At 67.3% G+C, this 21,692-nt stretch carries 25 protein-coding genes; 15 read left to right on the top strand and 10 right to left on the bottom strand.

Annotation, left to right across the window (positions count from 1 at the left end; genetic code table 11):
- The first annotated feature begins 64 nt into the window (after positions 1 to 64).
- The 7 genes from ASE72_RS10285 (at position 65) to ASE72_RS10255 (ending at position 4,468) form a co-directional block, all read left to right on the top strand.
- Positions 65 to 802: an aspartyl/asparaginyl beta-hydroxylase domain-containing protein gene (locus tag ASE72_RS10285; protein WP_056020481.1), complete on the top strand. Its 738-nt coding sequence runs from the start codon at positions 65 to 67 to the stop codon at positions 800 to 802.
- 78 nt (positions 803 to 880) lie between these two features.
- Positions 881 to 1,453 (top strand): NifU family protein, encoded by a 573-nt coding sequence (locus ASE72_RS10280; protein ID WP_056020479.1) that lies wholly within the window; start codon positions 881 to 883, stop codon positions 1,451 to 1,453.
- Positions 1,453 to 2,046: a malonic semialdehyde reductase gene (locus tag ASE72_RS10275; protein WP_056020476.1), complete on the top strand. Its 594-nt coding sequence runs from the start codon at positions 1,453 to 1,455 to the stop codon at positions 2,044 to 2,046. Before ASE72_RS10280 ends, ASE72_RS10275 begins: the two co-directional genes overlap by 1 nt.
- 87 nt (positions 2,047 to 2,133) lie before the next feature.
- Positions 2,134 to 2,751: a tRNA (adenosine(37)-N6)-threonylcarbamoyltransferase complex dimerization subunit type 1 TsaB gene (tsaB, locus tag ASE72_RS10270; protein ID WP_056020473.1), complete on the top strand. Its 618-nt coding sequence runs from the start codon at positions 2,134 to 2,136 to the stop codon at positions 2,749 to 2,751.
- Positions 2,751 to 3,254 carry a GNAT family N-acetyltransferase gene (locus ASE72_RS10265; protein WP_056022119.1) on the top strand — a complete coding sequence of 168 codons (504 nt, stop codon included), beginning with the start codon at positions 2,751 to 2,753 and terminating at the stop codon, positions 3,252 to 3,254. Before tsaB ends, ASE72_RS10265 begins: the two co-directional genes overlap by 1 nt.
- A 73-nt stretch (positions 3,255 to 3,327) precedes the next feature.
- Complete coding sequence (locus ASE72_RS10260) at positions 3,328 to 3,750, top strand: Fur family transcriptional regulator (protein ID WP_031394622.1); 423 nt, start codon at positions 3,328 to 3,330, stop codon at positions 3,748 to 3,750.
- 133 nt (positions 3,751 to 3,883) lie between these two features.
- Entirely contained in the window at positions 3,884 to 4,468 is a 585-nt protein-coding gene (locus tag ASE72_RS10255; protein ID WP_235532318.1) for a lysophospholipid acyltransferase family protein, read from the top strand.
- A 121-nt stretch (positions 4,469 to 4,589) separates the two neighbouring features.
- On the opposite strand, the gene ASE72_RS10250 is transcribed toward ASE72_RS10255, so the two are convergent.
- From ASE72_RS10250 to miaB, 4 genes are all read right to left on the bottom strand, one after another.
- Complete coding sequence (locus ASE72_RS10250) at positions 4,590 to 5,495, bottom strand: hemolysin family protein (RefSeq protein ID WP_056020467.1); 906 nt, start codon at positions 5,493 to 5,495, stop codon at positions 4,590 to 4,592.
- 8 nt (positions 5,496 to 5,503) lie between these two features.
- The gene (gene ybeY / locus ASE72_RS10245) at positions 5,504 to 6,013 is read right to left on the bottom strand and encodes an rRNA maturation RNase YbeY (RefSeq protein WP_056020464.1); all 510 of its coding nucleotides are present in this window, start codon (positions 6,011 to 6,013) and stop codon (positions 5,504 to 5,506) included.
- A 149-nt stretch (positions 6,014 to 6,162) separates the two neighbouring features.
- Positions 6,163 to 7,167 (bottom strand): PhoH family protein, encoded by a 1,005-nt coding sequence (locus tag ASE72_RS10240; RefSeq protein ID WP_056020461.1) that lies wholly within the window; start codon positions 7,165 to 7,167, stop codon positions 6,163 to 6,165.
- Between the two features lie 410 nt (positions 7,168 to 7,577).
- On the bottom strand, positions 7,578 to 8,921 hold the full coding sequence (miaB, locus tag ASE72_RS10235) for a tRNA (N6-isopentenyl adenosine(37)-C2)-methylthiotransferase MiaB (RefSeq protein WP_082446010.1): 1,344 nt from the start codon (positions 8,919 to 8,921) through the stop codon (positions 7,578 to 7,580).
- A gap of 136 nt (positions 8,922 to 9,057) precedes the next feature.
- Between miaB and ASE72_RS10230 the strand changes: the two genes are divergently transcribed.
- Positions 9,058 to 10,383 carry a PQQ-dependent sugar dehydrogenase gene (locus ASE72_RS10230; RefSeq protein WP_056020458.1) on the top strand — a complete coding sequence of 442 codons (1,326 nt, stop codon included), beginning with the start codon at positions 9,058 to 9,060 and terminating at the stop codon, positions 10,381 to 10,383.
- A gap of 124 nt (positions 10,384 to 10,507) precedes the next feature.
- Here the strand turns inward: ASE72_RS10230 and ASE72_RS10225 are convergent, their stop codons facing one another.
- Complete coding sequence (locus ASE72_RS10225; RefSeq protein ID WP_031438938.1) at positions 10,508 to 10,810, bottom strand: polyhydroxyalkanoic acid system family protein; 303 nt, start codon at positions 10,808 to 10,810, stop codon at positions 10,508 to 10,510.
- Between the two features lie 10 nt (positions 10,811 to 10,820).
- Positions 10,821 to 11,240: a VOC family protein gene (locus tag ASE72_RS10220; RefSeq protein WP_056020456.1), complete on the bottom strand. Its 420-nt coding sequence runs from the start codon at positions 11,238 to 11,240 to the stop codon at positions 10,821 to 10,823.
- Between the two features lie 191 nt (positions 11,241 to 11,431).
- Between ASE72_RS10220 and lnt the strand changes: the two genes are divergently transcribed.
- Together lnt and metK are read left to right on the top strand one after the other, a co-directional pair.
- Positions 11,432 to 12,970, top strand: coding sequence for an apolipoprotein N-acyltransferase (gene lnt / locus ASE72_RS10215; RefSeq protein ID WP_056020454.1), 1,539 nt, complete (start codon positions 11,432 to 11,434; stop codon positions 12,968 to 12,970).
- Positions 12,971 to 13,043: 73 nt separating this feature from the next.
- Entirely contained in the window at positions 13,044 to 14,285 is a 1,242-nt protein-coding gene (gene metK / locus ASE72_RS10210; protein WP_056020452.1) for a methionine adenosyltransferase, read from the top strand.
- A 92-nt stretch (positions 14,286 to 14,377) separates the two neighbouring features.
- Here metK and ASE72_RS10205 read toward each other — a convergent pair whose 3' ends face one another.
- The 3 genes from ASE72_RS10205 to ASE72_RS10195 all read right to left on the bottom strand — a co-directional run bounded on the left by ASE72_RS10205 (position 14,378) and on the right by ASE72_RS10195 (position 16,625).
- Entirely contained in the window at positions 14,378 to 15,487 is a 1,110-nt protein-coding gene (locus ASE72_RS10205) for an AI-2E family transporter (RefSeq protein ID WP_056020448.1), read from the bottom strand.
- 119 nt (positions 15,488 to 15,606) lie between these two features.
- Positions 15,607 to 15,891: a hypothetical protein gene (locus ASE72_RS10200; protein WP_056020445.1), complete on the bottom strand. Its 285-nt coding sequence runs from the start codon at positions 15,889 to 15,891 to the stop codon at positions 15,607 to 15,609.
- 122 nt (positions 15,892 to 16,013) lie between these two features.
- Positions 16,014 to 16,625: a phosphatase PAP2 family protein gene (locus ASE72_RS10195; RefSeq protein WP_056020443.1), complete on the bottom strand. Its 612-nt coding sequence runs from the start codon at positions 16,623 to 16,625 to the stop codon at positions 16,014 to 16,016.
- Positions 16,626 to 16,795: 170 nt separating this feature from the next.
- Here ASE72_RS10195 and trmB point away from each other — a divergent pair, with 170 nt between their 5' ends.
- Positions 16,796 to 17,476: a tRNA (guanosine(46)-N7)-methyltransferase TrmB gene (trmB, locus tag ASE72_RS10190; RefSeq protein ID WP_056020441.1), complete on the top strand. Its 681-nt coding sequence runs from the start codon at positions 16,796 to 16,798 to the stop codon at positions 17,474 to 17,476.
- On the opposite strand, the gene ASE72_RS10185 is transcribed toward trmB, so the two are convergent.
- Entirely contained in the window at positions 17,461 to 18,585 is a 1,125-nt protein-coding gene (locus ASE72_RS10185; RefSeq protein WP_056022114.1) for a GNAT family N-acetyltransferase, read from the bottom strand. The genes trmB and ASE72_RS10185 overlap by 16 nt on opposite strands.
- A gap of 138 nt (positions 18,586 to 18,723) precedes the next feature.
- Between ASE72_RS10185 and ASE72_RS10180 the strand changes: the two genes are divergently transcribed.
- The 4 genes from ASE72_RS10180 (at position 18,724) to ASE72_RS10165 (ending at position 21,689) form a co-directional block, all read left to right on the top strand.
- Positions 18,724 to 19,200, top strand: coding sequence for a DUF2721 domain-containing protein (locus ASE72_RS10180; protein ID WP_056022111.1), 477 nt, complete (start codon positions 18,724 to 18,726; stop codon positions 19,198 to 19,200).
- Positions 19,197 to 19,610, top strand: coding sequence for a DUF4345 domain-containing protein (locus tag ASE72_RS10175; protein ID WP_056020439.1), 414 nt, complete (start codon positions 19,197 to 19,199; stop codon positions 19,608 to 19,610). The genes ASE72_RS10180 and ASE72_RS10175 overlap by 4 nt, the downstream gene beginning before the upstream one ends.
- Positions 19,611 to 19,647: 37 nt before the next feature.
- Positions 19,648 to 20,844 (top strand): thiolase family protein, encoded by a 1,197-nt coding sequence (locus tag ASE72_RS10170; protein ID WP_056020438.1) that lies wholly within the window; start codon positions 19,648 to 19,650, stop codon positions 20,842 to 20,844.
- A gap of 173 nt (positions 20,845 to 21,017) precedes the next feature.
- Positions 21,018 to 21,689 (top strand): peptidylprolyl isomerase, encoded by a 672-nt coding sequence (locus tag ASE72_RS10165; RefSeq protein WP_056020437.1) that lies wholly within the window; start codon positions 21,018 to 21,020, stop codon positions 21,687 to 21,689.
- The last annotated feature ends 3 nt before the right edge of the window (positions 21,690 to 21,692 follow it).

Genomic DNA, 21,692 nt, shown 5'->3' with positions numbered 1-21,692 from the left:
GCGGGGCGATCACCTGGTCCCCGATCTGAACGTCATATCCGGCGCGCCCGTCCCCGGGGCGAAGATGCAGGCCGAACCCGGCCGCCCGCTGATCATCCGCGTCGGCAAGCATCTGCGCGGCGTCTTCGACACGCTCATCGCCTCCTCGTCGCTGGTCTCGAACGAGCCCGTCCTCGACGTTCGCGACTTCGCCTGGACGCAGCATCTGCGCGAGCATTGGCAGGACATTCGCGACGAGGCGGTATCGGTCGCGCTGCGCGGCGAGGCCTCGCCCAGCCTGGCCACGATCTCGCCCGATCACCGCGCGATCGCCGAGGTCGACAAATGGCGGTCCTTCTTCCTGTGGGGCTATGGCTATCCGATCGACGACAATCTCGATCGCTGCCCGAAGACCCGCGATCTGGTCGCGACGATTCCCGGGCTCAACAGCGCGTTCTTCTCGATCCTGGCACCCGGCACGCATATCCCCGAGCATCGCGGCGTGACCAAGGGGCTGATCACCTGCCACCTCGGCCTGATCGTGCCGCGCGACGGCGATGTCCGCATGCGCGTCCACAACCGCACGGTTCGCTGGTCGGAGGGCGAGACTTTGGTCTTCGACGACACCTATAACCACGAGGTCTGGAACGACACGTGCGGGACGCGCGTGGTGTTGCTGATCCAGTTCGAACGCCCGTTGCGCAATCCGGGCAAGTGGATCGCCGACCTGTTCCTCAACGTCGTCCGGCGTTCGGCGTTCGTCCAGGATGCGGTCCGCAACATCGGCGACTGGAACGCCGCGGTCAAACAGCTCGACGTCTGATCGCGCTGTGCCGCGCGAAAGAAACCGTTTCCCGTTCCCCGCTTGATCCCCCGCCCCGCCCGGGCCACATGCCCTTCTATGTTGATCGAAACGGAATCCACCCCGAACCCCGCGACGCTGAAGTTCCTGCCCGGACGCACCGTCATGGAATCCGGCACCCGCGACTTCGCCACGCCAGAGGAGGCCGAAGCGAGTTCGCTCGCCGATGCGATCTTTGGCCTCGGCGACGTGACGGGCGTGTTCTTCGGTCGCGACTTCGTCTCGGTCACCGCCGCGCCCGGCACCGCCTGGTCCGACCTGAAGCCCGACGTGCTGGCGATCATGCTCGATCATTTCTCCGCGGCGATGCCGTTGTTCCGCCCCGCCAGCGCTGGATTCTCGGTCCCCGCCGACGAGACCGTGTTGAGCGACGATCCTGCGGATGCCGACATCGTCGCGCAGATCCGCGAGCTGATCGACACGCGCGTTCGCCCTGCGGTGGCCAATGACGGCGGCGACATCGTCTATCGCGGGTTCGACAAGGGCAAGGTGTTCCTCCAGCTCCAGGGCGCCTGCGCGGGCTGCCCGTCGTCGAGCGCGACGTTGAAGAACGGGATCGAGCAGCTGCTCAAATATTATGTCCCCGAGGTTACCGAGGTGAGAGCCGTTTGATGCCCGCCAAACTCGACGACGGCGTTCTCGATGCGGTCTTCCGCCAGGCGCGCAGCTATAACGGCTATACCGACACGCCCGTCTCGCAGGCGGAGCTCGTCGCGATCTGGGATCTGATGAAATGGGGCCCGACATCTGCCAATCAGATGCCTGCGCGATTGATCTGGTGCGTCAGCGACGAATCGAAGCGCAAGCTCGCCGACGCCTGCAGCGCGCAGAACCAGCCCAAGATCCTGAACGCGCCGGTATCGGTGATCATCGGCATGGATACCGAATTTCACGAGCATCTGCCCGAACTGTTCCCGCACGTCGATGCGAAGTCCTGGTTCGACGGCAATGCCGAACTTCGCGCAGCATCGGCGTTCCGCAACTCGACCCTGCAGGGCGCGTATTTCATCATCGCGGCACGGATGCTCGGGCTCGACACCGGACCGATGTCGGGGTTCGACGCAGGCAAGGTGGACGCGGCGTTCTTCTCCGACACGCCTGCGGTGCGGACGAACTTCATCTCGACGCTCGGCCATGGCGACCCCGCCTCGATCCACGATCGCTCGCCGCGCCCCGATTTCGCAAAATTCAACACGGTCGCGTGACGACGGCCCGTTCCGCGGAATGGGTTATGGCGGGCATCGGGACGTCTTCAGGGTGAGGTCCCTTCCCGGGGCGACAGGAACAACGACGTGCGCACGCTGATCATCGAGACATCCACCACCGCATGTTCGGTCGCGCTGATCGAGGACGGCGCGGTCGTTGCGCGCCTCCACGACGTCGTCGGTCGCGGGCATGCGGAACGGCTGATCCCGATGGTCGCCGCGCTGCCGGGTGGCGGTCGCGCCGGGCGGGTGCTGGTCGACTGTGGTCCTGGCAGCTTCACCGGCATCCGGGTCGGGATCGCCGCCGCGCGCGGATTGGCGCTTGGCTGGGGCGCCGAGATCGCGGGCTTCTCGGCGTTACCGCTTATCGCAGCGATGGGTTTTTCCGACCGGTTAACCGATGATATTGCAGTGATTCTCGAAGGCGGTCACGGTGAGGTCTTCATGCAGGCCTTCAATGCCGATCTGACGCCGTGCTCCCCGATGGAGTCGCTGAAGCCTGGCGATGCGCTTGCTGCGCTGGCGGGACGGCGCGCAGTGGGCAACGGCGTGCGCTGGCTCGCCGATCTTGGCGTCGATCTCGATCTTACCGACATGCTTCCCGATGCCGCCGCCGCCGCGTTGCTGCCGGCGACGCTGACCCGCCTCGCGCCGCGGCCGATCTATGGTCGTGCGCCCGACGCCAAGCCGTCCGTGCCGCGGTGATGCTCGGCCGATCCGTCGGCGCGCGCAGGGCCGCGGGCCAGATCGTCACGCTGCGCGCGGGCGACGCGCGCGACCTCGCGCTCGTCGACATGATCATGCGCAGCGCGTTCGACCCCCGCTACGGCGAAGCCTGGACGCGCAGCCAGTGTCTCGGCGTTCTCGCGCTGACGGGCGTCCACCTCACGATCGCGCTCGTCGACGACCAGCCCGCCGGCTTCACGATGACCCGGATGATTGCGGACGAAGCCGAGCTACTGCTGATCGCGGTCGCACCCGACTTCCACCGACGCGGCGTGGGAACCGCGCTGCTCCGCGGCGTGATCGCGGCGTGCCAGACCGCGGCGATCACCCGGCTCCACCTTGAGGTCCGCGCGGGAAACGCCGCGGTCGACCTGTATCAGGCGCATGGCTTTGCAAAGGTCGGCGAGCGTCGCGCCTATTACCGTGGAAGCACGGGTCAGGCGTTCGACGCCCATACATTCTCGCGTGAGATCGCCCGATAGTACTTATTGCGAGTCAGTATCCCTTTTCGCAACAGCGTGAAGGCCCTAAAGGGGTCGCAACGAGGGAATGACAATGCCACGCAAGATCGATCTGGAAGCACTCTGCAACGAGAAGGGCTTGCGTATCACCGAACAGCGCCGGGTGATCGCGCGCGTCCTGTCCGAGGCGGACGATCATCCCGATGTCGAGAAGGTGTATGAGCGCGCATCCGCGATCGACCCCGGTATCTCGATCGCCACCGTCTACCGCACCGTTCGCCTGTTCGAAGAGGCCGGGATCCTCGACCGTCATGACTTCGGCGACGGCCGTGCACGCTACGAACCCGCACCCGAGGCGCATCACGATCACCTGATCGACGTCGAGAGCGGCAAGGTCATCGAGTTCGTCGATCCCGAGCTGGAGCAATTGCAGAAGGCGATCGCCGAAAAGCTCGGCTTCCGCCTCGTCGACCACCGGATGGAACTCTACGGCGTCGCGCTGACCCGCAAGGACTGATCCCATCGACGGCCTGCGTCTCTCCGCACGGCTCGCGGCGCTTCTGCTCGCGCTGGTCACCGCGCTGCCGCTGCACGGTGCCTGGCGGCTGGTCGGAGCCAAATCACCCTGGCCGCGGCGGTTTCTCGGGCTGGTGGCGCGGATCGTCGGGGCAAGGCCGCGAATCGTCGGTACGCCTCGGCGTCACGACGTCGTCTTCGTCTCGAACCATCTGAGCTGGATCGACATCCTGCTGCTGGCCGGTGCCACGGGCAGCGCGTTCGTCGCAAAGGCCGAGCTGCGCGGCGTCCCGCTCGTCGGCTGGCTGTGCACGCTCAACGCGACGATCTTCGTGTCGCGCGCCGACCGCATGGCGGTCACCGCGCAGATCGCGCAGGTTCGGGCGACGCTTTCCCAGGACTGGCCCGTCACGCTGTTCCCGGAGGGGACGACGGGTGACGGCGTCGTGCTGCTCCCGTTCAAGGCCGCGCTGATGGCAGCGCTCGACCCTGCGCCACCGAATATCGTCGTCCAGCCGGTGCGTATCGACTATGGCGCAGCGACCGGCGAACTGGCCTGGGTCGGCGAGGAAACCGGCCAGCATCACGCGCTGCGCGTGCTGCGCCGCAAAGGCAGTTTCGCGCCGACGCTGCACTTTGCCGAACCCTTCGACCCGGCGCAGATCGGCGACCGGAAGGCGATCACCGCTGAGGCACGACGTCGCATCCTCGCGCTGTAAACGACAACGCCGCCGGTCTTTTTCGCAAATCCCATCGATCCGAGCGCGCCATTGCCGGTGAGGACGAGCAGGTCGGCCCGGGACAGGCTGTGGCCGTATTAACCGGTTCGACGCCCGCGGATCAGTCCTCCTCGTCGAGCGGGACCACCGGCGGATGCAGCCGCAGCCGGTTGACGCGACGCTCGTCGGCTTCGGTGATCTCCAGCTTCCAGCCGCTCGCATGATCGACGCATTCGCCGCGTTGCGGAACATGGCCCGCGAGCAGCGCGGCCAGTCCGCCAAGCGTGTCGATATCGCCGTCGGCCTCGGCGAGGCGTGCGTCGATCAACTGCGCGACGTCCTCGAGCTCGGCACGCGCATCGGCATCCCATGCCCCGCCATCGATCGGTACCAGCAGTGCCTCGGGGGCGTCGTCATGCTCGTCCTCGATGTCGCCGACGATCTCCTCGATCAGATCCTCGATCGTCACGAGCCCCTCGGTTCCGAAATACTCGTCGAGCACGACCGCGAGGTGCACGCGCTTCTGACGCATGTCGGCCAGCAGATCGAGCGCGCCGCGCGACATCGGCACATAGAGCGGTTCACGGATGAGATCGGCGATCGCGGCGGGATGCTCGGCACCCGTGGCGAGAATGTTGAACACGTCCTTGATATGGACCATGCCGATGATCGTATCGAGCTTTTCGCGGTACACCGGCAGCCGGCTGTGTCCCGCCTCGGCGAACAGCTGGACGAGATCGGCGAAACTGGTCCCCTCCTCGACCGCGACGATGTCCGCGCGCGGCACGCCGACGTCGCCCGCATCGCGCTCGCCGAAATGGAGCAGGTTGCGGACCATCTGCCGCTCGAGCGGGGTCAGGTCGCCGACCGCGTCGGGGGTCGGATCGCCCTCATGCTGGTTGATCGCATGTTCGAGCTGGTCGCGCAGCGTTTCCTCGGGTGCTCCGAAGATCAGGCCCTTCAGCCCGCGCCATATGCCGCTCTCGGTACTACTGTCGCCGTTTCCGGTATTGGGGCCATCGGCCATCGTGGTCGTCAGTCCTCTGTGATGAGATAGGGATCATGGAGTCCGAGTGCTGCGAGCGCGTCGCGTTCGATCTGCTCCATGCCCTCCGCCTCGTCGTCGTCGATATGGTCATAGCCTAGCAGATGCAGCGCGCCATGCACCATCAGATGCATCGCATGATCCTCAACCGAAATGCCGCGCTCCCCGGCCTCGGCAACGCAGACGCCGTGTGCGAGGATGATGTCGCCGAGCAGGACCTCGCCGTCGTCCGAATTCTGCGCGATCGTCTCGAGCAGGTCGGGCTGGACCATCGGGAAGGACAGGACGTTGGTCGGCTTGTCCTTCTGGCGATATTGCTTGTTGAGCGTGTGCACCTCGTCGTCCGAGGCGAGACGGACCGAGATCTCGACGGTCGCCGGGCTAGTCAGCAACTCGCCATGCGGGGTCCGTTCGATCGCGGCACGCACCGCGCGCAGCGCGAGCGCGTCCCAGTCCTGGTCGGGCCAAGGTGCGTCCGACGATAGCGCGATTTCAAGCATGCAGATCCTCAGGCAAAACCGGTGTCCGCGAAATCATTAGCCGCGCGCAGAAGTTCCGCATCATGTTTTCGTGCCGCCCGGGTTTTCACGCGCGCGGTGTCAGTGACCCGTCCGGGGTGCGCGGCGGAACGGCCGCCGCGCACCGGTGCTCAGCCGTCGGTTCCCTCATAGGCCTCGACGATCCGACCGACGATCGGATGGCGGACCACGTCGCCCGACGTGAAGCGGCACATCGAGATGCTCTCGACCCCATCGAGCCGCGCGACCGCATCCGCCAGCCCCGACGCCGCGACCCCGCCGGGCAGGTCGACCTGCTTGGGATCGCCACAGATCACCATCCGGCTGTTCTCGCCGAAGCGGGTCAGGAACATCTTCATCTGCGCGGGCGTCGTGTTCTGCGCCTCGTCGAGAATAATGAACGCGTCGGCCAGCGTCCGGCCGCGCATGAACGCGATCGGCGCAACCTCGATCTCGCCGCTCGCAAGACGGCGCTCGACCTGTTCGGCGGGCAGGCAATCGTACAGCGCGTCGTAGAGCGGGCGCAGATACGGATCGACCTTCTCCTTCATGTCGCCGGGCAGGAAGCCGAGGCGCTCGCCCGCCTCGACCGCGGGCCGCGACAGGATCAGCCGCTGGACGCTGCCGGTGATCAGCTGCTGCACCGCCTGCGCGACCGCGACATAGGTCTTGCCGGTACCTGCCGGTCCGAGCGCGAAGATCATGTCGTTACTGGTCAGTTCGCGCATATAATGCGCCTGTGCGGGCGTGCGCGGGACGATCGTCTTCTTGCGCGTGCGGATCATGATCGGCGGCGCGGCACCGCCGCCCGCATCGGCACGGATGATTCCGGCGAGCACCGGCTCGTCGGCCATCGCGATCGACGCGTCGACGAGGCCGGTATCGATGTCCTCGCCGCGCTGGATCCGGGCGTAGAGATCGTGGAGCACGTCACGCGCACGCGCGACCTGTTCGGCGGTCCCCTCCAGCCCGATCTTGTTGCCGCGCGCGGTGATGTACACGCCGAGGCGGTTTTCGAGCGCCACCAGATTCTGGTCGTACTGGCCGAAGAGCCGGACGAGCAATTGGGGCTTGTCGAACAGCAGTTCGACTCGGGCGCGGTCACCGGACTGGGCGGGAACGGGTTTACGGCTCATGCGGTCCTTTCGGGGGCAGGCGTGTCGGAACGGTAATGGGGCAAATTCCGGCCGACACGCATCACGCCTGGGATGGCGTCCGACCAGAGATGAGCATGGGAGGCCGCGCGTTCAAGCGGCGCCGGGGGGCCCGGCCGGAGATGATTCGTGTCGCGTGGGCGAAGCTGCATCGAGGGTGAGTGTGGCAGGCGATTCGGGTGGTGGACAGCGAAATCGCGGGAGGCATGCGGGAACACGCCGGGGTGTTGCCGCCGCGCCTCATGGGGGGCCGCCGATCCTCCCCCGCCAGGGGGAGGTGGCGCCGAAGGCGCCGGAGGGGGAGGACACGGAACGCGGGCCATCGCTTACCGCCCCCTCCGTCAGGCTGCGCCTGCCACCTCCCCCTGGCGGGGGAGGATTGGTCGGAGCCGTCAGGCGGCCTCGGCGATCCGCTCCACGCCGGTCAGCGAATTGGGGCCGGCGGCGGCGAGCGTGACGTCGACGAGGTCGCCGATCGCATGGTCGCCGATCAGGTGGACCGATTGCAGCCAGGGCGACTTGCCGATCAGCTGCCCCGGCAGCTTGCCGTTGCGTTCGAGCAGCACCGAACAGGTCCGGCCGACGCTCGCCGCGTTGAACGCATGCTGGTCGCGATTGAGCGCCGCCTGGAGCCGCTGGAGGCGGTCGTCCATCACGTCCTCGGGCACCTGCTCGACGATCGCTGCGGCGGGGGTGCCGGGGCGCGGGCTGTATTTGAAGCTGTACGCCTGCGCATAGCCGACCGCGTCGACGAGGCTGAGCGTATCGGCGAACTCGGCATCGGTCTCGCCGGGAAAGCCGACGATGAAGTCGCCCGACAGCGCGATGTCGGGACGGACCGCACGGACGCGGTCGAGCAGGCGGAGATAGGAATCGCGACTGTGCGACCGGTTCATCGCCTTGAGCACGCGGTCGCTGCCGCTCTGGACGGGCAGATGGAGGAACGGCATCAGGCTCTCGACGTCGCGGTGCGCGTCGATCAGGCCCTGCGTCATGTCGTTGGGGTGGCTCGTCGTATAGCGGATTCGGGCAAGCCCCGGGATGCGGTCGAGGTCGCGGATCAGGTCGTGGAGCCCGCGCGCGTCTTCGGACCACGCGTTGACGTTCTGCCCGAGCAAGGTGATCTCGCGCGCGCCTGCGTCGACCAGCGCCTTCGCCTCGTCGACGATCGCCGCGAACGGCCGGCTGATCTCGGCGCCGCGGGTGTAGGGGACGACGCAATAGGTGCAGAACTTGTCGCACCCTTCCTGGACCGTCAGGAACGCCGAGGGCGCGACCTTGCGCCGCGACGGCAGTGCGCCGAATTTCGACAGCAGCGGCATGTCGGTGTCGAGCGACGGCGCCCCCGCCGCGGCCCGCGCGACGAGTTCGGGCAAGTTGTGATAGGCCTGCGGGCCGACGACCACGTCGACCTTGGCCCGCGTGAAGATCTCCTCCCCCTCGGCCTGCGCGACACAGCCCGCGACCGCGATCATCGGCGTCTTGCCCGATTTGCGGCGCTGGTCCTTTCGCAGCCGGCCGATATCCGAATAGACCTTTTCGGTGGCGCGCTCGCGGATGTGGCAGGTGTTGAGCACGACGATGTCGGCATCGACCGCATCGGCCTGAGTCATCCCCTGCGCGGCCATCAGTTCGGCCATGCGCTCGCCGTCATAGACGTTCATCTGGCAGCCGAACGACTTGACGTGATAGGTCTTGGGCGGTGTCTTCGGGGGCGTTTGGGTGGGAAGCGACATCGTGCGCCTATAGCGCCGTCGGCGCGCAAGCTGAACCCGTTTCACGCCGATCGCCCGCGCGGCGCAAACGCGCGCCGATACACCATAGGCCGACGCCGCCATTGCCCCGGCCCGCGCCCCGGACTAACTCTCGAGGATGCGCAAACATATCCTCATCGTCCTGGGCCTGATCGTCCTCGTCGGCATCGCTGGATTCGCCTATCTGGCGTGGCCGGATACCGCGAAGCTCGACGTCAATCAGGTCGCGGGCAAGACGCCCGACATCACCGCCCCGCGGATCCAGATGCTCCCGACGATCGGCGTGGCGAAGGCGGTCGGCTGGCCAAAGGGTGCGATGCCGACGCCGGCCGCGGGCCTCGGCGTGCAGCCTTTCGCCACCGGGCTCGACCATCCGCGCTGGATGTACCGCCTCCCCAATGGCGACGTGCTCGTCGCCGAGACTAATTCGCCGCCGCGCGAAGGGCCGGGGATCGTCACGCGCGTGATGAACTTCCTCATGGGGCGCGCCGGTGCGGGCGTTCCTTCCGCCAACCGCATCACGCTGCTGCGCGACGCGGACGGCGACGGCACCGCGGAGACGCGCTCGACCTTCATGACGGGGCTGAACTCGCCATTCGGCATGACGCTGATGAACGGCCAGCTCTACATCGGCAACACCGACGCGCTCGTCCGCGTCCCCTATGCCGATGGCGCGACGAAGATCACCGCCAAGCCCGAACGCGTGATCAAGCTCAACGGCGGCGGCAACCACTGGGCGCGCAACGTGATCGCCGCTGCGGACGGCAAGACGCTGTATGTCGGCGTCGGCTCGTCGTCGAACATCGCCGAAAACGGCATGGACGCGGAGAAATACCGCGCGAACATCCTGCAGGTCTGGCCCGCCGACAAGAACTGGCGGATCTACGCCGCCGGCCTGCGCAATCCCAACGGCATGGCGATCAACCCGCGCTCGGGCCAGCTGTGGACCGTGGTCAACGAACGCGACATGCTCGGCTCCGACCTTGCCCCCGATTACCTGACCCAGGTCGAGTTCGGCGACCATTTCGGCTGGCCCTGGTATTATTGGGGCGGCTATCCCGACAGCCGCGTCGAGCCCAAGAACCCCGCGCTGCAGCAATATGCCAAGCGTCCCGATTATGCGCTCGGACCGCATGTCGCCGCGCTCGGCCTGACGTTTGCGAACGACGCCAAGCTCGGCGCCCGCTTCACCAACGGCGCGTTCGTCGGCGAGCACGGCTCGTGGAACCGCAAGCCGCTCTCGGGGTACAAGGTCGTGTATATCCCGTTCGGCGATACGGGCTTCCCGGCGGCGAAGGCCAAGCCCGTCGACATCCTCGGCGGGTTCCTCAACGCGGACGGCGAAGCGCAGGGTCGCCCGGTCGGCGTCATCACCGACAAGACCGGCGCGTTGCTTGTCGCGGACGACGTCGGCAACGCGATCTGGCGCGTCAGCGCGAAGTAAGTGCCTCCTCCCCCGTCATCCTGACGAAAGTCAGGACCCAGGATCACGAGCGCGCCGTGTGTAACTCTGGGTCCCGACGTTCGTCAGGATGACGAGCGGGGGCCGTATCAGACCGCGCAAACCCTCAGCGCAGCAGCTTCGGCCCTTCCTTGCGGATCATGTCCTGCACCTTGCCCGCGAACAGGCCGAGCAGCCCGGGCAGATCGACGATCGCATGGACAGTGTCCTCGAACACCGTGACCTTGCTGCCGATGACCTGCCCCATCGCGCTGACGGTGAAGTGCAGCGTATCGCCCTCCCAGCGCCGATCGGTCACCGATCCGCCGGGGATCTTAGACCCGATCGTGTCGATGCCGCTGTCGAGCCGCGAGCGCACCCCCGCCTTGCCGAGCTTGTGGGGGATATCGACCGAAATGGGATTGGACATTCTGTGATCCTCAGGTTGCGAACAGCATCGCATCATGTGCGAACGCCTTGAACTCGAGCGCGTTGCCGCTCGGGTCCATAAAGAACATCGTCGCCTGTTCGCCGGGCTCGCCCTTGAAGCGGATATGCGGCGCGATTCCGAACACCACGCCTGCGGCATTGACGCGTTCGGACAACAGGCTCCAGTCGTCCATCGTCAGCACGACGCCGAAATGCGGCACGGGGACGTGATGGCCGTCGACTTCGTTCTCGATCGCGACGGGCCTGGCCGAGGCATCGAGATGCGCGACGATCTGGTGACCGAACAGGTCGAAATCGATCCAGCTTTCGCTGCTCCGCCCCTCGGGGCAGCCGAGCGTCTCGCTGTAGAATTTACGCGCTGCGTCAAGGTCATGGACAGGAAAGGCGAGATGAAAAGGGCGCAAGGTCATGCCTCAAGGATAGGTCGGCCGGTCGCATGAGTCACCCCGGACATTTGCATGTCGGGCCAGATGAGCGATCGCGAGCACGCACGGCGCCATGCGGCGACACCCGATGGCGCGCTGTGTTGTGCGAAAACGGCAGCGATGCCGCGGCTTGCTAAGTCGTTGCCGACCCTGCCGCATCACGTCATATCGCACGCGTGATCCGTTTTCCCGCCTCCGCATCGCTCATCCTCGGCGCCATCGCCGCGACCGGCTTTGCCCCGCTCGACCTGTGGCCATTGATGCTCGTCGCGATCGCGGCGTGGCTTTGGCTTGTCCATGCGGCGCCGAGCCTGCGCAGCGCGCTGTGGCGCGGCTGGGTGTTCGGCGTCGGCCACTTCACGGTCAACAACAACTGGTTCCAGCACGCGTTCGACTTCCAGGACGCGATGCCGCCGGTGCTCGGCTATTTCGCCGCGGTGGGTCTGGCGCTGTATCTCGCGGTGTTCCCGATGGCCGCCGCGGCGATCGCCTGGCGGTTCGGCCGCGGCAGTGGGCGCCGCGGCCCCGACCCGGCGTTCGTGCTCGTCTTCGCCGCGGCCTGGATCGCGTCCGAATGGCTGCGCAGCGTCCTGTTCACCGGCTATGCCTGGGATCCGCTCGGCGTCGCATGGCTGCCGCTGATCGGCGTCGCCCGGTTGTCGGCCTGGATCGGCACCTATGCGCTGTCGGGCGTGACGATCGTCGCGGCGGGTGCGCTGCTGATGCTGGCGCAGCGGCGCTGGACGATGCCGCTTGTCGTCGTCCCCGCGCTCGCGCTGGCGGCGCTGTCCGCGCTCTGGACCGATGCCCCGTCCGCACCGGCCGACGCACCGCGAGTCCGCGTCGTCCAGCCCGATATCGGGCAGGAGGATCGCAGCGAATCGGACGGTGAACGCGTGCTGTCCGCACTCGAACGGCTGTCGGGCACGCCCGGCCGCGCACCGCGACTGATCGTCTGGCCCGAGGGCGTCGTGCGCGACTATCTCGAGGATGGCTACCCGTTCTACGCCTATGACTGGTCGAGCCCGCTTTACCTCCGCCGCCGCATCGCGCGCCTGCTCGGCCCCGACGACATCCTGCTGACCGGCGGTACCGCCTTGTCGTTCGACCGCGACGACAAGATCACGGGCGCGACCAACTCGGTATTCGCGATCGACGCGCAGGCGCGACTGCGCGGCCGCTACGACAAGGCACACCTCGTCCCCTATGGCGAATATCTGCCCCTCCCGTGGCTGCTGAAGCCACTCGGCCTCGCCCGCCTCGTGCCCGGCGATATCGACTTCACCTCGGGCAAGGGCCCCGCCAGTCTCACGCTGCCCGGGTTCGGCGCAGTCGGCATGCAGATCTGCTACGAGATCATCTTTTCGGGGCAGACCGTCGACCGCGCGCACCGCCCGAAGCTGTTGTTCAATCCATCGAACGACGCTTGGTTCGGAAGCTGGGGGCCGCCCCAGCACCTTGCCCAGGCGCGGATGCGCGCGATCGAGGAGGGGCTGCCGATCGTCCGCGCGACCCCGACCGGCATATCCGCCGTGATCGGCGCCGACGGGCGGCTGGTCGGCACCGTCGCGCATGAAAAGGCGGGCGCGGTCGACGTCCCCATCCCCCCCGCGCTCGTCGTCACGCCGTTCGCGCGGCTCGGCAATCTTGCGGCGGCACTGGTGGCCGCGGCGATGATCGCGATGGCCGTTGCCCTGCGCCGCCGCGATCGTTAGAAGCGTCATATAAAGCTTTCCTTATATGACGCTTGCCGACCCTTTCGCGGCAGGCCTTTTGCGAAGAGGTTCCATGCGCAAGTCCTTTCTCTTCACCTCCGAGTCGGTCTCCGAAGGCCATCCCGACAAGGTCGCCGACCAGATCAGCGACACCATCGTCGACCTGTTCCTCGCCAAGGATCCCGAGGCCCGCATCGCCTGCGAGACGCTGACAACCACGCAGCTCGTCGTCCTTGCCGGCGAAATCCGCTGCCGTGGCGTCTATGAATTCGGGAAGGTCGAGTGGAAGGACACTGACTACTGGGCCCCCGGAGCCAAGGACGAGATCGAGGCGGCCGTCCGCAACACCGTCAAGGAAATCGGCTACGCGCAGACCGGCTTCCACTGGGAAACGTTCCGCTTTGAGAACAACCTTCATGGCCAGTCCGCGCACATCGCGATGGGCGTCGACGAGAGCGGCAACAAGGACGAGGGCGCTGGCGACCAGGGCATCATGTTCGGTTACGCCACTGACGAGACCCCCGGCCTGATGCCCGCGACGCTGTATTACAGCCACAAGATCCTCGCCAAAATGGCCGAAGACCGTCATTCGGGCGCAGCACCGTTCCTCGAGCCCGACGCCAAGAGCCAGGTGACGCTGTCGTACGAGAACGAAGTGCCGGTCGGTGCGACCGCCCTCGTCGTCTCGACCCAGCACGCGCCGGGCTATTGCGAGAAGGGCGACAACGCCGATCCCGCCAAGTACGCGGTGCTGCGTGACTATGTCATGGGCGTGTTCAAGGACGTGCTGCCCGACGGCTTCATCACCGACGCGACCGCGATCTACATCAACCCGACTGGCCAGTTCGAGATCGGTGGCCCTGACGGCGACGCCGGCGTCACCGGCCGCAAGATCATCGTCGACACGTACGGCGGCGCAGCCCCGCATGGCGGCGGCGCGTTCTCGGGCAAGGATCCGACGAAGGTCGATCGTTCGGCCGCCTATGTCGCGCGCTATCTGGCGAAGAACGTCGTCGCCGCCGGGCTCGCGCGTCGCTGCACGATCCAGCTGAGCTACGCGATCGGCATCGCCGAGCCGCTGTCGGTCTATGTCGACACGCATGGCACGGGCACCGTGGAAGAGGCCAAGCTCGAGGCGGTTTTGCCGAAGCTCGTGCGCCTGACGCCAAAGGGCATCCGCGAGCACCTCAAGCTCAACGCACCGATCTACAAGAAGACCGCCGCCTACGGCCATTTCGGGCGCGATCCCGAGGGCGACAGCTTCACCTGGGAAAAGACCGATCTGGTCGAGAAGCTGAAGGCCGCCACCGCGTAACACGGCGCGTATCGGCTCATGAAAAAGCCTCCCCCGGACGGTCCGGGGGAGGCTTTTTCGTATCTGGAGCAGCGTGCGCGGGGGCGGGCCGGTCAGTCCGGCCCCGCCCTGCCCGTATCCCGCTCGACGACCAGCGGCGCACCCGCGGGCTGACGATGTCGCTGGTCGGTCAGGATCTGCCATGCCGTCAGGAACAGCGCCGCGACGAGCGGTCCGACGACGATCCCGCTGAGACCGACGAGTTCGATCCCGCCCAGCGTCGTCACCAGCACGATATAGTCGGGGATCCCCGTGTCGCGACCGACGAGGATCGGACGCAGGATGTTGTCCGCCAGCCCGATCACCACCACGCCCGACACGATCACCGCGAGGCCCTGCCAGATCGCCGTGGTCGCGAGCAGGTACACCGCGACCGGCACCCAGACGATCGCCGGTCCGAGCGCGGGCAGCAGCGACGTCAGCGCCATCAACAGCCCCCACAGCAATGCGGCCGGCAACCCGACGATCCAGAACGTCAGCGCGCCGAGGCCGCCCTGCACCAGCGCGACTATCACGGTCCCCTTGATCGTCGCACGGACGACCGACACGAACTTCTCCACCAGTGCACCGGTCACCCAACGCTCGAGCGGCAAGGCGTCGCACACCTTGGGTCCGATCGTCTCGCCGTCGCGGAGCAGGAAGAACATCACGTAGAGCGCGATACCGAACGCCAGCAGGAACGCCGCCGCGTTGCGACCGATCGAGAGCGCCTGGCTCGCGATCGTCCGCACGCTGTTGCCCATCGTCTCCGACAGCCGCGCCTGGATGCGTTCGATCGAATCGAACCCGGCCTTGTCGAGCAGCGTCTGCAGGCGCGTCGGCAGTGCGTCGTGCACCTGATTGAAATAGGCGGCGAAGTTGATGTCGCCGCTCTGGATGCGCGTATAGACCGTCCCGGCCTGGTCGACGATCATACCGCCGATGATCATGCTCGGAACGACCACCGCGAACAGGATGATCAGCAACGTCAGCGCCGCGGCGAGGTTGCGCCTGCCGGGCATCCGCGTCAGCAGCCACTGGTACAATGGCTGGAAGAGTATCGCCGCCAGCGCCGCCCACAGCAGCGCGAGCGCAAAGGTCGACACCACGACCGCAAGCGCGACCGTGATCACCATCAAGAATATCAGAAAGCCGCCCGTTTCGAGCCGACGCCGATCGATCATCGTGTATCCCCCATGAATCCCCGCCGCATGACTCCCCCGGGCGTCATGGCGGTACGGCGCCGGTGCTCCGGTCGACACCCGATCCCCCAGCACCTGCCGACGGGGATCGGGTGGATCGATCAACGGAGCTTTGCGCTGCCGTTGACGAGTGCCGCCTTCTGCGTGTCCGACATTGCGGCGGCGTTCACGTCCGCATCGTCGATCGCTTCGCCCTGCTTCTCGCCCTGGTCACGCACGGCCTCGGCGCGATCCTCGAGATTGTCGGCAGCCGCTTCAAGCGCGTCCGCGCGATTCTCGGCGGCACCCTCGACCTGGCTGCCGAGCTTGTCGTCGCCCTTGCCGCCACAAGCGGCGAGCGGGACCGTGAGCATGCCCAAGATCAGTGCGGTAGCAATTGTCTTCATTGGAAAAATCCCTTTCTAAGGCCGACGTAACCGTCACGCAGGTGTAACGGTTCCCTCGGCGATGAATCACGCCTTTCGTGGCGACGATGCCGTGCGATCCACGCGCCTATCAGTCTTGCGTATCAGGCCCGCCCGGCCGCGACGATGTGCGCGTCGTCGACCGGCGGAAATACCCGGTCGAATACCGCACTCACCATCGCCTCGGCGATCCAGCCGACGGCTGCACCGACGACGAGATCCGACAGATAATGCTTGCCGTTGACGGGTTGCGCGGCGGCGACCGCGATCGTCGCGAGCGCGGAGGGCGCTGCCACGCCGTCGATATCGCGCGACGCCGCGCGCGAGACCGCGACCGCGCCGGCGGTATGCCCCGACGGGAACGAGGTTTCCTCATGATCCTCGCTGTCGCCGGGTTCGAAGCGTGCGCGCCCCTTCTCGATCGCGGGCGCGGGGCGCGTGCGATCGACCGAGTGCTTGATCGCCGATTTTGCCATCGTCGCGGCAAAATGCGCGGCCAGCATGCGTGCGCCACCCCGCGTCAGGTCGGGCCGTCGCGCGATCAGGCCGATCACCAACGTCCCGATGGACGTCGCGATCAGTTGCGGCTGGTCCGCGACTTCGGCGAGGAACCCCGTCGCCTTGACCAGCGGCGCATCACGCTTCTCGGCGAGCTTGTACGTCGTCTTGCGGTCCGCCTCGACGAGTGCCGCCGCCGTATCGTTCTTCGCCGTCATCGTTGCGTCTCCCGTCGCCGTCCGCCCGATACCGCAGGCGGCGGCACCCTCGCGACTCGGTCTGCCTGCCCATCCGGGCGATCCGGACCCACCGGATTTGGCCATTACGCCATTGTAACGGGTCGCTCGACGCTTTGCTCCGTGGCAATCGACCGCTAGAGCGCGCGGCGATGACCGACCCCTCCATTATCCGCCGCCTCTATGGCCGTCGCCAGGGCCATAAGCTCCGCCAGGGCCAGTCCGCGCTTGTCGAGGACATGCTGCCACGCCTGTCGGTGCCCGAAGACGGGCCGATCGACGCGATGCGGCTGTTCGGCGACGACCGCCCGCTGCACGTCGAGATCGGCTTCGGCGCAGGCGAACATCTGGCGGGGCAGGCCGCGGCGAACCCCGATATCGGCTTTATCGGCTGCGAGCCGTTCCTCAACGGCGTCGTCGGCGCGCTTGGCCATATCCGCGATGGCGCGCTGGACAATGTCCGCCTCTATATGGGCGACGCGCTCGAGGTGATCGAGCGGCTACCCGATGAGAGTCTCGACCGGCTGTACCTGCTGCATCCCGATCCGTGGCGCAAGGCGCGCCACGCCAAGCGCCGGATGGTCAACCACGGTCCGCTCGACACGATCGCCGCCAAGCTCAAGCCGGGCGGCGAATTCCGGCTCGGCACCGACGATCCGACTTATTGCCGCTGGTCGATGATGATCATGGACCAGCGCCGCGACTTCACCTGGCAGGCGCGGACCCCCGCCGACTTTCTGACGCGCCCCGACGACTGGCCCGAAACGCGCTACGAGCGCAAGGCACGGCGGCAGGGCCACGAGGTCTGGTACTTTCGCTATATCCGCGACTGAGCCCGCGACTCAGCCCGCGTCTGGCGGCCGCCGCTGCGTCGCCATGCGTGACGCAGCATCCGTCCCGCCAGCGCCGGCAGCCCGGGCCTGAGCAGCAGCCAGTCACGGATCGGTGCGCCCTGCGTCGCGCCGATCACCTGCTTGTACCCGCTGTCGCCGGCGCCCCAGTCGACGCGCGCCGCGCCCCGCGCCATCGCCGCCACGAGGTTGCGCCAGTAGAGCAGCTTGCCCGGCGAATGCTTGGCAAAGCGCGGATCATAGCTGTTGGCGATCGCGTAGATCAGCGCGCCCGTGTCGATGTCGAACGAGAAGGCGGCGGGCGCGCCGTCGACGTCGAGCACCGCGGCCCGGAACATGTCGCCGAGCACCGGGTCGACCACCGCCGCGGTCCAGAAGGCGAGATGGCCCTCCGCGACGAACTTCATGTCGCGCCGATCGGTGTCGTGCGCGACCCAGCTCGTCGCCTCGACCGCGCCAAGGTCGGCGAAACCCTGCGGCCAGTCGGCACCATCGAGGAACCGCCAGTCGAGCGCGCCATGCCCGGCCAGATGCTTTTCGTGAAAGCGGTTCTTGCGCAGCGTCGAATTGCGCGGCCAGGGCTGGCCGTCGACGACCGGCGCGAGATCGAGCACCCAGCTGTCACCGACATGCCGGTCGATCGCGGTCCAGCCCGCTCCGCGCGCGCGCGCGATCAACGCGGTCGCCGCCGGATCGCCGTCCTCGACCGGGCCTATCCGCAAGCCGTTGATATGCGTGGCGAGCGTGGTGAGGGCAGCCGCCTGCGCCGCCTCGCTCGCGCCGATCGCCATGCCGAAGCTGCGAAACGGCCAGTAACAGCCCGGCACCGTCGCGAGCCGCAGCATCGCTGGCCCGAGCGGCACGAACGGCAATGCCAGCACGGGCACGTCGTCTTCCTCGACGACGAGCGTGCGCGCCTGCCCGCCATAGGCGGCGAGCGCCGCGGCATACCAGCCATAGCGCAGGAAGCGGTGGCTCTCCGCGGCGCGTTCGGCGACCGTGTCGATCGCCGCGCTGAGCCCCTCGACCAGCCCCACACGGACGTCGGGTGGCAACTGCACGAAGTCGGACAGGAGCATGGGCTTGGACATCGATCGCTGCATAGCATCGATGCGTTACCAAGCCGTGCCCCTTCTTCGCTGCGAACACCCCCGCGATGGAGGAGCGCGCGATGGCGATGGCGCGCACGGCGCTTCCCTAGGACGCGGTTATTCCGCATGGTGGCCGCGATGATACCGCTTCCCGCCCTTTCGACGATCGCGCAGACGATCCAGCTGTCGCTTGCCCCCGTCTTCATGCTCGCGGGCATCGGCCAGTTGCTCAACGTGCTGGCCGGCCGGCTGTCGCGCGTGATCGACCGCGCCCGACAGCTCGAAAAGCTCCACCCGAGCAGCGCGGGACGCGAACGCGTCCGCCATATCTGGGAATTGCGGCTACTCGACCGGCGGATGACGATCATCAACGCCGCGCTCTTTCTCGCGGTCTCCAGCGCGATCATGACGTGTATCGTGATCGCATTGCTGTTCATCGCCGAGCTCGCCAAGCTGCATTTCGGCACCTATGTCGCGGTCTCCTTCATCCTCGCGATGGTCCTGCTGATCGCCGCCTTTGCCAGCTTCATGATCGAGGTGCGGATCTCGCTGGTCGCCTTCAGGATCCGTCCCGAACTGCTCGACACCGCCGAACTGATCGACAAGCTGTCATGATGCGCGAACGGCGCCTGTTGCAGGCCGTGGTCGCGGTTGCGTGCCTGTTGCCGCTGCTCGTCGGCGGTCAGGGCGTCCTCCACGGCCCCGCCCCGTTCGGACACCTCGCCGATGTCCCGCGCGATCTCGACAGCCACTTCCGCTATATCTCGGGCATCTTCTTCGCGACGGGGATCGGGTTCGCGAGCTGCATCCCGCGGATCGAGACGAAGGGGCCGCGGTTCAGACTGCTGGGCGGGCTGATCGTGATCGGCGGGCTGGCGCGGCTCGTCTCGCTGATCGACGTCGGCGTCCCCTCGCCCGGCCACGTCCTCGGGCTCGGCATGGAAACCGTTGTCGTGCCGCTGCTGATGCTCTGGCAATGGCGGCTGTCGCGCCGCCCCCTTCCAAACGCGGCCCCGACGATCTAGACCGCCCGACCATACCCGGTCCTCGAAAGGTCTTAGCATGCGTGAAGCCGCCATCGTCTCGACTGCCCGTACCGCCATCGGCAAAGCCTATCGCGGCGCGTTCAACGCGACCGAGGCCCCGGTGCTGGCGGGGCATGTGATGAACGCCGCGGTCGAGCGTGCCGGGATCGATCCGGCGCGCATCGACGAGGTGTTCTGGGGGGTCGGCAACCAATGGGGGACGCAAGGGGGCAATGCCGGGCGGATGGCGATTTTCGCGGGCGGGCTTCCCGAATCGGTGCCGGCGTTCACGCTCGACCGGAAATGCGGGTCGGGGCTGACCGCGGTCGCGCTCGCCGCGCGCACGATCATCTGCGACGAGGCCGACGTCGCGCTGGCGGGCGGGATGGAGTCGATCAGCTACACCGTGACGAAGGACGCCCCCCGCTTCGTCAACCAGAGCGTCACCGAGAAGCAGCCCGCCGCCTATATCCCGATGATCGAGACCGCGGAGATCGTCGCGGCGAAATACGGGATCAGCCGCGAGTCGCAGGACGCCTATGCCGCGATGAGCCAGCAACGCGCCGCGGCCGGCATTGCGAACGGTGCCTTTGCCGAGGAGATCGCGCCGATCACCGTCGAAAAGGCGCTGTTCGACAAGCAGGGCAATCGGACCGGCAGCGAGACCGTCACGCTCGCGCAGGACGAGGGCATTCGCGCCGGTACCACGCGCGAGGCGCTCGCGGGGCTCAAGACGGTCTGGCCGGGCGGCGATTTCTCAGGGCCAGGCACCAGCGTCACCGCGGGCAATGCCAGCCAACTGTCCGACGGCGCGTCCGCACAGCTGCTGATGGACCGGCGGACCGCGGAGGCGGAGGGCAAGGACATTCTCGGCATCTATCGCGGCTTCCAGGCTGCGGGTTGCGACCCCGCGGAGATGGGCATCGGCCCGATCTTCGCGATCCCGAAGCTGCTCGACCGCGCCGGGCTGTCGGTGGCGGATATCGGCCTGTGGGAGCTGAACGAGGCGTTTGCGTCGCAATGCCTGTACTGCCGCGACCATCTCGGCATCGATCCCGAGCGGTACAACGTCAATGGCGGCGCGATCGCGGTCGGCCACCCCTTCGGCATGACCGGCTCGCGCCTCGTCGGCCACGCGCTGATCGAGGGGCGCAAGCGCGGCGTCCGCTATGTCGTGGTCTCGATGTGCACCGCGGGCGGCATGGGTGCCGCCGGCCTGTTCGAGATCGTCTGACGCGGCGGGAGGGGCTAGGATGCCGCGCCCTAACCCCTCCCGTCATCCTGACGAAAGTCAGGATCCAGGGTAACCGGCCACAGCGCTCCTGGCTCTGGATCCTGACTTTCGTCAGGATGACGGGGGGTATAGAGGGCGACCCCTGTTCAGAATGACAAGGTCGTGCCCCGCGTATGCGTTTCCTGTTCCTCCCGGCGCTCGCGCTGCTGGCCGCCCCGGTCGTCGCCGCCCCCCAGAAACAAGCCCCTGCCAAACCCGGCACCGTCCGCGTCCGCCTCACCACCTCCGAAGGCCCGATCACGCTCGCGCTCGACACGCGCCATGCCCCCAAGACCAGCGCGAACTTCCTCGCCTATGTCGATGACGGCCGCTTCGACGGCACCGACTTCTACCGCGCCGCGCGCAGCAAGAAGGCGCCGAAATTCGGCTTCGTCCAGGGCGGCATCCGCACCGATGCGCGGCGCATCCTGCCCGCCTTCCCGCTCGAGACGACGACGCAGACCGGCATCCGCCATCTCGACGCGACGATCTCGATGGCGCGCGGCAGCGAGCCCGGCTCGGCGGGCGGCAATTTCTTCATCACCGTCGGCCCGACGCCCGCGATGGACGCACGCCCTGGTTATCTGGGCTATGCGGCGTTCGGCCATGTCGTCGGCGGCATGGACACGGTCCGCCGCATCCTCACCAAGCCGACCGGCGGCGGGCTCGACGCGTTCAAGGGTCAGATGATCCTCAACCGCGTCGCGCTGATCAGCGCGAAGCGGCTCGACGGCACGCCCCGCCCGACCAGCGGCCCGCGACCATGGCTGATGAAGACGCGCCCCACCCCGCCACGGCCGCGCTGACGC

This window comes from Sphingomonas sp. Leaf20 (assembly GCF_001421535.1).
In the GTDB taxonomy this organism is placed as follows: Bacteria; Pseudomonadota; Alphaproteobacteria; order Sphingomonadales; family Sphingomonadaceae; genus Sphingomonas.
This window is presented reverse-complemented; position numbering and strand designations above follow the sequence as displayed.